Annotated in this window: 12 protein-coding genes; all 12 read right to left on the minus strand. The window is 36.7% G+C overall.

The genetic code is table 11. The annotated features are described in order from the left end of the window. Window positions 1-22: 22 nt before the first annotated feature. Window positions 23-985: a methionine ABC transporter ATP-binding protein gene (locus DMB95_RS00290; RefSeq protein ID WP_142930422.1), complete on the minus strand. Its 963-nt coding sequence runs from the start codon at window positions 983-985 to the stop codon at window positions 23-25. After that, window positions 972-3,593 carry a valine--tRNA ligase gene (locus DMB95_RS00295; RefSeq protein ID WP_142930423.1) on the minus strand — a complete coding sequence of 874 codons (2,622 nt, stop codon included), beginning with the start codon at window positions 3,591-3,593 and terminating at the stop codon, window positions 972-974. Before DMB95_RS00295 ends, DMB95_RS00290 begins: the two co-directional genes overlap by 14 nt. Before the next feature lie 160 nt (window positions 3,594-3,753). Further along, window positions 3,754-4,632: an OmpA family protein gene (locus DMB95_RS00300; protein WP_185906670.1), complete on the minus strand. Its 879-nt coding sequence runs from the start codon at window positions 4,630-4,632 to the stop codon at window positions 3,754-3,756. A gap of 214 nt (window positions 4,633-4,846) precedes the next feature. Beyond that, window positions 4,847-6,376: a bifunctional phosphoribosylaminoimidazolecarboxamide formyltransferase/IMP cyclohydrolase gene (gene purH, locus DMB95_RS00305; RefSeq protein WP_142930425.1), complete on the minus strand. Its 1,530-nt coding sequence runs from the start codon at window positions 6,374-6,376 to the stop codon at window positions 4,847-4,849. 48 nt (window positions 6,377-6,424) lie between these two features. Next, window positions 6,425-7,201 (minus strand): TerB family tellurite resistance protein, encoded by a 777-nt coding sequence (locus tag DMB95_RS00310; RefSeq protein ID WP_142930426.1) that lies wholly within the window; start codon window positions 7,199-7,201, stop codon window positions 6,425-6,427. Next, a complete protein-coding gene (gene purL / locus DMB95_RS00315; RefSeq protein WP_142930427.1) occupies window positions 7,201-9,396 on the minus strand; it encodes a phosphoribosylformylglycinamidine synthase subunit PurL in 2,196 nt (731 codons plus the stop codon). Before purL ends, DMB95_RS00310 begins: the two co-directional genes overlap by 1 nt. 18 nt (window positions 9,397-9,414) lie before the next feature. Further along, a complete protein-coding gene (gene mnmE, locus DMB95_RS00320) occupies window positions 9,415-10,758 on the minus strand; it encodes a tRNA uridine-5-carboxymethylaminomethyl(34) synthesis GTPase MnmE (protein ID WP_142930598.1) in 1,344 nt (447 codons plus the stop codon). Further along, window positions 10,751-11,656 carry a Jag N-terminal domain-containing protein gene (locus DMB95_RS00325; protein ID WP_142930428.1) on the minus strand — a complete coding sequence of 302 codons (906 nt, stop codon included), beginning with the start codon at window positions 11,654-11,656 and terminating at the stop codon, window positions 10,751-10,753. The genes mnmE and DMB95_RS00325 overlap by 8 nt, the downstream gene beginning before the upstream one ends. Beyond that, window positions 11,653-13,263: a membrane protein insertase YidC gene (yidC, locus tag DMB95_RS00330; RefSeq protein ID WP_142930429.1), complete on the minus strand. Its 1,611-nt coding sequence runs from the start codon at window positions 13,261-13,263 to the stop codon at window positions 11,653-11,655. The genes DMB95_RS00325 and yidC overlap by 4 nt, the downstream gene beginning before the upstream one ends. Window positions 13,264-13,269: 6 nt before the next feature. Beyond that, complete coding sequence (yidD, locus tag DMB95_RS00335) at window positions 13,270-13,590, minus strand: membrane protein insertion efficiency factor YidD (protein WP_137632837.1); 321 nt, start codon at window positions 13,588-13,590, stop codon at window positions 13,270-13,272. Further along, entirely contained in the window at window positions 13,578-13,901 is a 324-nt protein-coding gene (rnpA, locus tag DMB95_RS00340; protein WP_170999470.1) for a ribonuclease P protein component, read from the minus strand. Before rnpA ends, yidD begins: the two co-directional genes overlap by 13 nt. After that, window positions 13,901-14,035 carry a 50S ribosomal protein L34 gene (gene rpmH, locus DMB95_RS00345; protein ID WP_004277342.1) on the minus strand — a complete coding sequence of 45 codons (135 nt, stop codon included), beginning with the start codon at window positions 14,033-14,035 and terminating at the stop codon, window positions 13,901-13,903. The genes rnpA and rpmH overlap by 1 nt, the downstream gene beginning before the upstream one ends. Window positions 14,036-14,085 lie beyond the last annotated feature (50 nt).

The raw sequence follows: 14,085 nt of genomic DNA on the forward strand, positions 1-14,085 counted from the left end.
ATTTCTAATCTTTGAATTTCCATTAGACTACCTCCCATAAAACGCCACTTTTTTGGATAAAATCAAGCACTTTTTCTTTATCCTTTTCAGCCACATTAATCACTAAATTTCCTAAAGCGATGTCATTGAGCTTTTCTATCTTGCCCCAAACTATGTTAAAATCTATGTTTAATGCCCTTGCCATACTTGTAATGACGCTATGTTGTGCCACTTCTTTTGGGAAGAAAAGCTTGATATTTACTCCTGTTTGAGGTAAAAAGTCATTTTCGCCTAAAAACTCTTGCATTTTAGCATTTGGTTTTAAGAAAAGCTCGTGAATTTCCCCACTTCCTATGATATGTCCGTGATCAAGTAAAACAGCCTTGCTTGCGATTTCTTTCACCACTTCCATTTCATGAGTAACTAAAACTACGCTTATGCCAAGTTCTTTATTGATCTTTTTGATAAGTTCTAAAATGTTTTTCGTTGTATTTGGATCAAGTGCTGAAGTTGCCTCATCACTAAGAAGTATCTTAGGCTTTAACGCCAAAGCTCTAGCTATAGCCACTCTTTGTTTTTGCCCTCCGCTTAGCTCGTTTGGATAAGACTTTGCTTTTTGCTCTAAGCCTACCATTTCAAGGAGCTCTTTTACTCTTTTGTCAATCTCATTCTTGTTAAAATCATGAATTTGCAAAGGCATAGCCACATTTTCAAAGACATTTTTTCTACTCATCAAAGCAAAATGCTGAAAAATCATACCTATATCTTTACGCAAGTTTCTAAGTTCTCGAGCATTTTTTGCCACTTGTGAAATTTCTTTACCAAAGACTTTTAAAGAGCCGTTTTGATAATCCTCTAAAGCATTAATGCACCTTAAAAGCGTGGATTTTCCAGCCCCACTATGTCCTACTATAGCAAAAATTTCTCCAGCCTTAACACTAAGGCTCACCTCATCAATGACGAGTTCTTTGCCGTAGTATTTTTTTAACTTGTTAATCTCTATCATTTTTACCCTTTAAATTTTCAAGTTCAAGTTCTATCTTTTCAAGTTGCGCTTGAAGTGCGTTTAAGGCTTCTTGATTTTGTGTGATGACTTCTTTTGGAGCCTTGCTTATGAATTTTTCATTTTTAAGCATATTTTCAAGCTTGCTTTGTTCTTTCTCAATTTTAAGCTTTTGATTTTCAAGCCTTTGTAAAACAGCACTTAGATCAACATTTTCAAGCGGTATAAATACGCTTAAATTTTCACTCACATCAGCACTTGCATTGCTTATTTTTTCAGTGATAAACTCCACTTCCTCGCTCTTTGAAAGCAGACTAATAAAATGCGTATAAGCTTTTAAAGCTTCATTTAAACTTATATCATTAAGCTTGATAAAGGCTTTTTTGATCTTACTTTGATCAATCAAAGCTTTGGCACGACGTATGCTTACTATACTTTCTATGACGAGATTAAAAAGCTTTTCACTTTTTTCATTTTGTGCTTTAAAGCGTGGAAATTTGGCTATCATCAAGGAAGGCGAGTTGGCAAGCTCTGTATTACTAAGCTTATGATATAAATACTCGCTGATAAAAGGCATAAAAGGATTTAAAAGCTTTAAAGCCTCTTTAAATATACTGCCAAGCTCTTTTACACTACTTTTTTCAGCCTTGCTTAGCTCTATGCCCCAGTCGCAAAACTCGTCCCAAAAGAAGCGATAAAGGGTATTTGCAGCGTCATTAAAGCGGTATTGCTCTAAATTTGCTCTTAGCTCTTTTATGCAAGCTTCAAGCCTACTTTGCATGTATAATCCAAGCTCGCTTTTTAACTCTATCTTTTCTAGCTCAGCAAAGCTTTTTTCATTGAGAAGTAGATAATTTGTGGCATTATAAAGCTTGTTTGTAAAATTGCGAATTTGCATAAGCTTATCATTACTTAGCCTTATATCGCGTCCTTGCACGGCTGAGATAGCTAGAGTAAAACGCAAAATATCAGCGCTGTATTCTTTGATAAGCTCATTTGGATCGATGACATTGCCAAGTGATTTACTCATCTTTCGTCCAAGTTCATCTTTTACTAAAGCGTGCAGATACACTTGCTTAAAAGGGAGCTCATGAAGGGCATTTGTGCTTTGAAAAAGCATTCTTGCTACCCAAAAAAAGAGTATATCAAAGCCTGTTATAAGCAAAGAATTTGGATAAAAATCCTTTAAATCCTCTTTTTGATAAAGTTTGCCTTCGCCCCAGCCTTCATTGCCCCAGCCCAAAGTACTCATCGCCCAAAGTCCTGAGCTAAACCAAGTATCAAGCACATCTTGATCTTGTTTAAAATTTACACCCTTGCATTTTGGGCACTCATGAGGTGTATTTTGGCTTACAAACTCAGCCCCACATTCACAATAAAAAACCGGAATTTGATGTCCCCACCAAAGCTGACGCGAGATACACCAGTCTTTTAAATCCCTCATCCATGCATTAAAAGAATTGATCCAATGGCTTGGAAAAAAGCACATTTCTTTAGCATTTACCCTCTCAATGCTTTCCTTAGCTACTTTAGCACTGACAAACCATTGTTTTGAGATATAAGGCTCAACCACATTTTTACAACGATAGCAAAGTCCTATTTGATTGTCATAATCTTCTATCTTTTCAACAAAGCCGTGTTTTTCAAGCTCATTGATGATAAGCGCTCTTGCTTCAAGTCTTTCAAGTCCCTTAAACTGCAAACAATGCTCGTTTAAAATACCTTTTTCATCAAAGATGGTGATAAATTCTAAATTATGCCTTAAGCCCACCTCATAGTCGTTGTGATCATGAGCTGGTGTAACCTTAACTACTCCTGTTCCAAAGTCCATATCCACATGCTCATCAGCAATAATCTTAAGTTCTTTACCCACAAGAGGTAAGATGAGTTTTTTACCAATTAGGTGCTTATATCGCTCATCGTTTGGATTAACCATCACTGCTGTATCACCAAAATAAGTCTCTGGACGCGTAGTAGCTACGACAAGATAGTCCTTGCTTTCTTTTAAAAAATACCTTAGATGATAGAGTTTGCCTTTATTTTCTTTGTATTCTACTTCTATATCACTTAGCGCGCCGTCCTTGCAGCACCAATTAATCATTCTATCGCCTCTAAAGATCAAGCCTTGATCATAAAGCGAGATAAAAGCCTTTTTTACAGCGTTTGCAAGCCCTTGATCCATAGTAAAACGCAAACGGCTCCAAGCTGGGCTAATGCCAAGAGTTCTCATCTGTTCTACTATCTTACCACCGCTTTGTTCTTTCCACTGCCATACTTTTTTGATGAATTCTTCTCTGCCGATTTGCTCTTTTTTAATGCCTTGAGCTAAAAGCTGTTTTTCAACTACATTTTGAGTCGCAATGCCAGCATGATCAAGTCCGGGCTGATACAGCACCCTAAAGCCGTCCATTCTTTTATAGCGCGTGATGATATCTTGCAAGCTAAAAGTAAGCGCATGTCCTATGTGAAGCACGCCTGTAACATTAGGCGGAGGCATCATAATGCAGAAATTTTTGCCCTCGCTTTGCAAATGTAAATTCCCATCAACTTCAAAATACCCTCGCTCCTCACATATCTTATAATACTCTTGTTCAACACTTTTATCATACATTTTAAAATAGCCCTTTTAAAAATAAAATAGCTAGATAATACCCAAATTTGCCTAAGTTTTTGTTGAAAAAGAGCCAAGAATTTGCATTTTCTAGTCAAAATCAAAGCAAGCTTAGATAAAAATATAAAAAAATAGCCTAAAATTGGCTTTTGATTTTAGGCTATTCAAAAAGAGTCTCAACACGGCGATTGACATAACGTTTGCTTTCGTCCATATCGTGAGTAAGTTGTTTGTCTTTTCCAAAGCTTTGAATGATGATTTTACCACTTATCCTTAAAAACTCACTTGCTACAGCTGCACTTCTTTTAAGCCCAAGCATATAATTATACGCTGCATTTCCCACCTCATCAGTATGTCCGCTTAAAACAATGCTTTTAATCTTGCTTTGTGGTTTAAGCGTGGCTTTAAGTTCGTTGATATAAAAGCTATTTTTAATGCTTTGCATTGAGCTTTGGTTGAATTTAAACCAAAGAGGTGGTAAGGGTTTAGGGCTTGCGATAAAGTTTGTTTCATCAAGTAAGCTTTTATTAAAAAGCGTGATTTTGATATTTTCTGTGTTTGTTTTTTCGACAAATAAAGCGTATTCTAAAAAGCCACCTCTTCTTGAAAGCGTGGTGGTGATAGAATTGATCGTTTTTCTTTCATTTGCATGAAGCTTTTGTGAATCAACAATATACACATCATATCGTGGCTCACCAAGACTTCTATCGTGTCTAGATCGCTTCAGCAAGGCTTCATACTCGCTTCTTAAACTCTGCATTGTGGAGGCTGAATTTGGCTTTGAAGCTCTTTGTGTGCTTGCTGGTGTGCTTTGCTCAAGGGCTTTGTTTTGAGGAGAGTTTTGAGCTGGTGTGGTATTTTGTTGTGGTGGAAGTTGTTGAGGTTGAGCCTTGCTCGTTTGAGTGCTTTGAGGAGAAGTTTGTGTTTTTGGCTCATAAAAACTGATATTCTTAGGATCTGAACTCGTAAGCACATAATACCCAACAGCACACAAAATAAGCACCACAAGGATAAGTAAAATCATCAGCTTATTTTTCATCATTTTTCCTTACAATGTATAAATTGCAAAAAAAGCTATTTAAAATGCTAAATTTTAAAGCATTTTGACTGATAGCTTCTTTTTTCATAACACTACCAAAAAAAGCCTTATTTGTCAAATTTACATGCAAAATCAACTCATTTTGCATATTTTTTTACAAAAAATTCAAACAAAGCTACTGAAAAAACCATAAAAAACTTTGTTTATCTCAACCTTAATGCAAAAAATGTCTCACACCAGTAAAATATAAAGCCATGCCATACTCATTAGCAGCTTGTATAACCTCATCATCTCTTATACTGCCTCCGGGCTCTACTATGGCTTTAACCCCAACCTTACTTGCTTCATCTATGCTGTCCCTAAAAGGAAAAAAGGCTTCACTTGCTAAAACGCAGCCTTTTAAATCAAGCCCCAAGTCTTTAGCCTTAGCAATGGCTGCTTTTGCTGCGTCAATGCGACTTGTCATACCCATGCCTATAGCTAGCATGGCTGAGTCTTTGACATACACTACATTATTTGACTTGGTTAAAGCGGCGATTTTAAGAGCGATTTCTAAGTCTTTAAATTCTTCTTTGCTGGCTGCTCTTGTGCTTTTTAAAGTCGCTTGTTTAAGCTCGTTTAAACCCACCTTGTCGCTATTTTGATACACAAAGCCCCCGCTTATATGCTTAAAATCAAAAGCATCATAAGTAGGGCGTAAAAACTTGCTTTCTTGAGTGAAAATTTTTATACGCTTTTTATTTTCAAATACTTCTAAAGCCTTTTTATCCACACTTGCAGCAATAATTACTTCAACATAAATTTCATTGATCTTTAAGGCTAAAGCCTCATCTAAAAGCCCATTTATCGCCACCACGCCTCCATAAGCACTTACTGGATCACATTGTAAAGCTTCTATATAACTTTGCATTAAGTTTTCCTTCAGGGCAAAACCACAAGGATTAGCATGCTTTATGATGGCTACGGCTGGTTCTTTATCAAAGCTTGAAGCTAAATTTAAGGCTGCGTTGATGTCGGTGAGATTATTAAAACTTGCCTCGCCTTTTAGGGCTTTAAAATGGGTGCTAAAAAAATCTTCAAATTCATATAAAGCCCCTTGTTGATGAGGATTTTCGCCATATTTAGTATCAATTACCTTGCGTCCTATGATAAATTTACTTGCTCCAAAGCCTTTATTGAAGCGATCATTGAGATAATTTGCGATAAAACCATCATAATTTGCACTATGTTCATAAGCTTTTATCATCAATTTTAGCCTAAATTCCTCATCAGCTTTACCCTCTTTTAAGGCTTTTAAAACTTTGGCATAATCAGCCTTATCACAAAGCACCAAAACGCTTTTATAGTTTTTTGCCGCTGCTCTTAGCATACAAGGACCGCCTATGTCTATATTTTCGACTATCTCATCAAAATCATCAGTTTTTTGAGTGGTTTGCTTAAAAGGATATAAGTTCACGCATACCAAATCAATAGCCTCAATGCCCTGCTCTTTAGCCTCTTGCTCGTGATCTTTTCTTTTATATAAAATGCCCCCATGAATTCTTGGGTGCAGGGTTTTAACGCGTCCTTCAAAAAGCTCATTTTGTCTTGTAAAATCGCTCACTTCTTGCACCTTTAAGCCCTCTTGCTTGAGTAAATTATAAGTGCCTCCAGTTGAAAGTAGTTCAAAACCTAAATTCACAAGCTCTTTAGCAAATTCCACCACGCCTTCTTTATCGCTCACACTAATGAGTGCTTTTTTCATGATTGTTCTCCTTTTTTTCTGCTGATAATTTTATATCAAATTTAAAACTTAATTCTCTAAATACTTCTTAAGCTTTTCATAAGCTTCGTTAATCTCTTGAAATTTAGCCGCACCTTGTTTAAGCTCGGCTTCGCTGACATTATTTGCGTTTAAGATATCTGGGTGGTATTTTTTGGCTAAGGCTCTGTATCTTTTCTTAAGTTCATTTATATCAGCATTTTTATCAAGCTCTAGCACCTTATAAGCTTCATCAAGGCTAAGTTCTTTGGAGTTTGAGCTATGCCTAAAACTTGCGATAAAACTTTCAAGCTCTAAAGTACTTACACCAAAGGCTGAAGCGATGAGACTTAAAAGCTTGATCTTAGTATCATTCATCACTCCATCTATGCTAGCAACATATACAAACATTCTTAAGACATTCAAACGTTCATTTTGAGGCAGCGGAACCTCACGCATAAACTCATACGCCACACTTTGCGTATCATTAAGCTCGTTTTTATGCTCGTTAAAACTTGCCTTTAAAAAAGCTCTTTCTTTCTCATCGCTTGCATTGGCATTTAAAATTTGAGTGATCATATCCGCTTCGCTTTGAGAAACTCTACCATCGCTTTTTGCAATCTTAGCTAAAAGCGCAACGACATAATAATTCATCTTTCTTTTATACTCATCAAGCCTTTGCTCATAAATTCCTTGAGCAAAGCTCTTGCCAAAACCTTTGCTTGCTCTTGTGAATTTTTGAAAAGTGCTTGATGATTGCCCTGCCATGTAGTTTTTATAATACCAAACAAAGGCAAAAATTGCCAAAAGCAAAAGTATAAAAGCCATTATAAAAGTTCCTTTTTAAAGCTTGAAAAATAAAGCTCATCAAGTTCTTGCTTGCTTAAAGTGAGAGTATTAAGCTTAAAAATTTGTTCTTTTGTGCTTACGCCAAGTTTGATATAATTTACCCCAAACTCTTTTGCAAGCGCTTCAAAAGCCGCCTCATCACTTACACCTACTACTGCTCTGCTTGCACTTTCATCAAAAAGCAAGGCTTCATCGCTTATTTTTGGGTGTTTAAAACATATTTCAGCTTTTATGCCAACTTCGCTAATAGCGCACATTTTTGCCAAGCACACAGCCAAACCTCCTACGCCAACGCTATTTGCACATTCTAAAAGCTTGTTTTCATTTGCCTTTAAAAGCAAATCCCAAAGCTTAAGCTCTGCATTAAAATCAAGTTCATTTAACCTACCCTCGCACAACTTATCTTGCACCTTTGCCACAAGTGAGCCCACAAACTCGCCTTTGGTATCGCCAAGCAGGTAAAGACTGATGTTTTCTTTTTCAAGGCTTGATTTTAAGGAGTTTTGAGCTTTCTCATTTAAACCAACGCACACTATAGTCGGGCTTGGGTAAATGCTTACCCCATCAGTTTCATTATATAAGCTTACATTTCCACTCACAACAGGCGTATTTAAAGCCTTGCACGCTTCTTTTATGCCCTCGCAACCTTGAGCAAATTGCCACATCACCTCAGCATTTAAAGGACTACCATAATTTAAACAATCACTAATCGCCAAAGGCTTTGCCCCAGCACACGCTACCTTGCGTCCAGCATTCATCACATTTAAAGCCGCACCTTTATACGGATCGATGAAATTAAGCCTTGAATTACACTCCACAGCCATAGCTAAGGCTGCGTTGTTTTCTTTGACGCGTATGACGCTTGCACCTAACTTGCCATCAGCTTTAATGGTGTTTGTTTGCACGCTTGAGTCAAATTGATCGTAAATAAAAGCTTTATCAGCGATATTTTCATTACTTAAAAGTGCTTTAAGTGTATGAGTTGCTGAGTTTTTAAGCATAAAATCATACTCTTTCATAAGCTCTAAATACCTTGGCTTTTGCGTTTTTCTATCTAAAATAGGCGCTTTTTCGCTCAAAGGTGCGATTGGGATTTCTCCAACGAGCTCATTATGCCAAAAAAGCTCCATTTTGCCTGTATCACTTACTTCGCCAATCACTGCTGCATCAAGGGTGTATTTTTCAAAAATTTCAATCACTTCTTTTTCCTTGCCCTTTTTTGCGCAAATAAGCATTCTTTCTTGACTTTCGCTCAGCATTAATTCATAAGGACTCATACCCTCTTCTCTCATCGGCGTTTTATCAAGGTAAAGTTTCATGCCCGCACCACTTTTACCAGCCATTTCAAAAGAACTTGAAGTAAGCCCAGCCGCACCCATATCTTGAATGCCAATGATGAGATCTTTCTTAAAAAGCTCTAAACAGCTTTCCATTAAGAGTTTTTCAGTGAATGGATCGCCAATTTGCACGGTTGGACGCAAACTTTTGCTATTTTCACTAAAACTATCACTTGCCATAACAGCCCCGCCAAGCCCATCTCTACCTGTTTTTGAGCCTACATAAATCACTGGATTTCCAACACCTTCAGCCTTAGCATAAAATAACTCTTCTTGCTTGCAAATGCCAAGCGCAAAGGCATTAACTAAGATATTGCCATTAAAGCATTCATCAAAACTACACTCTCCACCTATAGTAGGCACACCCATGCAGTTTCCATAATGAGCTATACCACTTACCACACCTTTGACAAGGTATTTTTGGTGTTTAGCTATTTTAGCATCGTGTATATCGCCAAATTTTAAGGAATTTAAGCCAGCAACCACACGCGCACCCATAGTAAAAACATCACGCATAATCCCACCAACTCCAGTAGCAGCTCCTGCAAAAGGCTCGATAAAACTTGGGTGGTTGTGACTTTCTATCTTAAACACAGCTGCCATGCCTCCGCCTATATCGATCACACCAGCATTTTCTCCAGGTCCTTGTATCACCCAAGGTGCTTTTGTGGGAAAGCCATTAAGGTATTTTTTGCTTGACTTATACGAACAATGCTCGCTCCACATAGCTGAAAACACGCCAAGCTCGAGTAAATTTGGCTCTCTGCCTAGAATTTTAAGTATTTCTTTATACTCTTCATCGCTGATTTTATGTGCTTTTATAGTGTCCTTATCCATACTCACTCCTTTTTAAATTTACTTACCCAAACAAAAATGGCTAAACATCGCATCAAGTACTTCGCTGTGCTCTATCTTTTGCGTGTATTTAGCGATTTCATCTAAAGCTAAATGAAGCTCAAAGGCAAAAAGCTCAAGTGAATTTTCTTCAATTAAAACCTTAGCCCTTTGCAAAGCCTTGCTCGCCTCTTCAAAAGAATGCACTAGTTCTAAATTTGGCAAAACAAACTCCACACTTTCTAAAGAATTCAAGTATAACTTTAAAGCCTTTAAAAGCTCATCTAAAGGCTCTTTGGTGCAAAGTTTTATGAAAGATAAATCCTTTGGAAAATGAAATTTGGGCTTTAAATCGCTTTTATTCAGTAACAAAAAAACCTTTTTTTCACTTTTATCACCCAAAAAAGGCTTAACAAGCTCTAAAATCTCAGCATCTTCTTCATCAAAAGCCCTTGAGTTATCAAACACAGCAAGGATAATATCAGCCTTTGCAATAGCTTCTTTACTCAGCTTTATACCCATTTGTTCTATAGCATCATTTGAGTTTCTAATGCCGGCTGTATCGATAATCTTTGCTAGATGAGAGCCGATTTTTAGGCTTTCTTCTATGGTATCTCTTGTGGTGCCAGCTGTATTTGAAACTATAGCTCTTTCGTAGCTTAAAAGAGCATTTAAAAGCGAGGATTTGCCGACATTTGGCTTGCCAATGATAGCGATTTTAAAGCCCTCGATAAGTCCTTTTTTTGTTTTTGATATTGAAGTGATTTGCTCAAGCTTTTTGGCATTTTGCTCGCACATAGCTTGAATATCTTTGAGTAAATTTAAAGGCAGATCATCATCAGCATAATCAATGCTTGTTTCAACAAAAGCAAGGCTTTTAAGCAAATCATTTCTCATTTGCTCCAAAAGCGTTTGAAGCTTGCCTTCTAAATTTCTTGCGATAAGTTTTGCACCAAAGGCTGATTTGGCTTTGATAAGCTCGCTGATATGTAAGGCTTTTAAAAGACTCATTTTATCATTAAGGTATGCTCTTTTGCTAAATTCACCAGCATTTGCCAAACGAACCCCATACCTTAAAAGTTCTTCAAGCAAGATAAAAGCAACGCTAAAACCACCATGGCTTTGAAACTCAACCACATCTTCGCCCGTAAAGCTATAAGGAGCTTTAAAAAAAAGAAGGATAACTTCATCGATAAGTTCATTTTCTTGGGTGTAAATTTTGCTTAAATGGGCGTAGCGAGGCTTTAAATGCGCTCTTTTACTCATTAAAAGTGCGATTTCATAAGCTTTTATTCCGCTTAATCTGACTATAGATATGGCAGCTTCGCCTTGAGGTGTTGCTATAGCAGCTATGGTTTCATTCATCTTTTTTGAAAAAGTCATTCACCACAACGAATTTTTGATCACCATTTTGTCTTATGCCTACATATTTGTTTGGAAAACGTTCTCTTAGCTTTTCAAGAGCAATTTTTACAAGCACTCCATCTAAATGCTTGGTTTGTGCGCGTCCCGTAGCCTCGACTTTTTCGATGATATTTTTAAGATAAAAATCCATACCTTGTTCTTGATTTTTTAAAAACTCAGCAATTTCAAGCCTTACTAAAAGCTTGTATTTTGAATTGATCCAATTGTGAAGCAAATACGACAAAGCTTTATAACGATACCCTTCCTTACCTATCAAAAGCGCTGCATCCTCGCCATCAAGCTTAATATAAATACTATCTTTGCTATATACTCTAAGCTCGCTAATAGCTATCTTAAAGCCTGAAATAGCCATTAGGTTTTTAAGCTGGGTTTTAATCTCCTCAAGATAAAACTCCGGATCTTTAAGCTCTTGTTCTTCTTTATGAAAACTTGCAAAAATACTTTCTTCTTTGATCGTATATGATGGGGCTTTGAGCCTTTCTTTGCTTTTGTATTCTTGAGCTTGTTTTTCAAGCGTTTTTTCGGTATTTTTTTCACTTACTCTTTCGTCTAATCGTTCATCATGAGCTTTGATATATGGCTTTTTCTCATAAGAAAAGTTTTTATCTTCAAAACTTCGGTGTGTTTTGTCAAATTCTCTTTTTTTGTTTTGCTTGTCTGCTTTGTGATAAGGCTTTTTCTTGTTTTTTGCTTCTATGATCGCATTTTTTTGAAAAAAACCCAAAAAGCCTTTACTTGCTTGTTGGATAACTTCATATTCTAAATCCATAACAGAACAAGATAAGTTCTGTGCTGCCTGTGTTAAGGCACTTTGTAAATCTTTTGCTTCAACTCTCATTGTATTTGTTCCACTTCTTTATTTTTGTGATGTTCTTTTGCGAAAAGCTTATTTACAACCCATTGCTGTAAAAGCGAGCAAAGGTTGTTGGTGCACCAATACAGCGTAAGTCCAGCCGGAAAGGTAATGAAAAAGAAAGTAAAGATGATAGGCAAAAACTTCATAATCTTAGCCTGAGTTGGATCTTGTATAGCCATAGGTGTGATAAGCTGCTGTAAAAACATAGTCGCTCCCATAAAAATAGGCAAGATAAAATACGGATCCATCACAGACAAATCATGTATCCAAAGCGCCCAAGGAGCAGCTTTAAGCTCGATGGCATTTAAAAGCACACGATAAATCGCAAAGAAAATTGGAATTTGCAAAAGTATAGGCAAACACCCAGCAAAAGGATTTGCTCCGTGCTTTTTGTATAGCTCCATCATATGCGTATTCATTTTTTGCGGATCACCTTTATATCGCTCGCGAATTTCTTTCATTTTTGGAGCTAAATCCTTGAGTTTATTCATAGAAATCATTGATTTGTAAGTCAATGGAAATAATACAAGGCGGATCACAAGCACAAGCACAACTATAGCCCAGCCCCAATTCCCAAGATAGCTATGCAAATAATTTAAAAACCAAAATACCGGCTTAGCAATAAAGGTAAACCAGCCGTATTCTATAGCATTAATCAGCCTTTTATCAATGCTTTCAAGTATGCTGTGTTCTTTTGCACCTATGTATGCTCCACTTTTAAATTCATTATTTGAACTCACAAAGATCAGCGAATTTCCTGCTTTATCCTTACTAATCACAGCATTTAAACCTTCATTAAAATTATAAAAAAGCGAGGTATAATAACGATCAAAACCAGAAGCAAGATACACCAAACCAACACTTTCATCTTCTTTGACATCACCATCTTCAAAGGTATGAATCGTATCTTCTTTATCAAGGAACAAAGCTCCATGAACGGTATAAGAGTCAATAATCTCACTTGGGCGCGAGCCGGGTGTGATAAAGTATTGTGCGTTTTTGCTGAGTTTTACCTCTATAGTGTAATTACCCTTTGCGTAAAAAGTAAGGATTTTTTCAATGTTAAGCTCTCCTAAATTTTGAGTGAGCGTAAGTGTAGCAGGAGAGTTTTCACTCACAAGAATTTCATCTTTATCGCTTGTATAGCTGGTGCTAAAAGCAAGCGCATTGATACGAGCATCATTAAATCTTAGCTCTAAAGGCAAAACCTGAGCGTCTTTAGCGATAAGATCAATCGCTTCTTTTGCTTCATTTTGATACTTGCTGTCTTTTAAGACAAAACTTGAGATACGTCCTAGCTCATCGATACTTGCTTTAAAATGTTCGCTTTGGATATTAGCAATAGTTTTTTTACTCGCACTTTCTAAAGCACTTGCTGGACTTTGTGAATTTAAGCTTGCTTGAGTATTTATGCTTGGCGCTTGATTTTGCGTCAAGATGAGACTTTCATTGGCTTCTTGGCTGATATTTTGCTCGATATGAGCTGGCTTGCTTACAAAAAATTCTCCATACACAATGAAAAATAAAAAAGATAAAACAACGGCAAGAATGACGCGTTTTTGCTGACTTGGATTAGATGAATTCACGATTTTCCTTTAAAAAACTTTTTTAACGATGTAAAATTTTTGATGTGCATAAGGGATATAAAAAAATTTAATCTTTATGCCTGCTTTGTATGAACTAGGTTTCAAATCAAGTTTAGCGATCTTTGGATAGTCAAATCCACCTTGAAAATAAGGATTGCACCTTAAAATTCGCCACAAACTTAAAACAAAAGCGACAAAAAAATTTCTTTTTTCAAATTGCCATTTAGCGTATTCAGAACAGCTTGGATAAAAGCGGCAAACTCTAGGTTTTAATGGGCTTAAAAAATGCTGATAAAAAGCTATAGTCTTAATGCAAATCATCTTAAACATTGCAGTTTCTTAAGCCCCCATTTGATATTTTTCTCAAGCTTGTGAAAGCTTAGCTCATTGATCTCATCTTTGGCAATAAATACATATTTGCCCTGTATGAGCTCTTTTTCTACCTTGCGAAAAAGCTCCCTTAAAAGCCTTTTTGCTCGGTTTCTCAGCACTGCCTTGCCAACTTTTTTGCTTGCAACTACTGCCATTTTGTTGCAAAAATGAGCTTGATAGTAGATGATAAAGCCTTCGCAGTGCCACTTCTTCCCTTCTTTGTAAAGGCGTGAAAATTCCCCAGCATCATTTATGCTTGGTGTTTTCACTACACAGCCAATCTTTTTCTGCCCTTTGCTCTTCTTGCATTAATTACCTTGCGTCCGTTTTTTGTTTTCATACGCACTCTAAAGCCGTGTGTGCGTTTTTTAGGCGTCTTGTGCGGTTGGTAAGTTCTTTTCATTTCTTATCCTTAAAAAATATAAATTTAAAGCTTGCTATTATAATCAAATA

Origin of the sequence: Campylobacter sp. MIT 12-8780, assembly GCF_006864535.1 — a bacterium.
Lineage (GTDB): Bacteria > Campylobacterota > Campylobacteria > Campylobacterales > Campylobacteraceae > Campylobacter_D.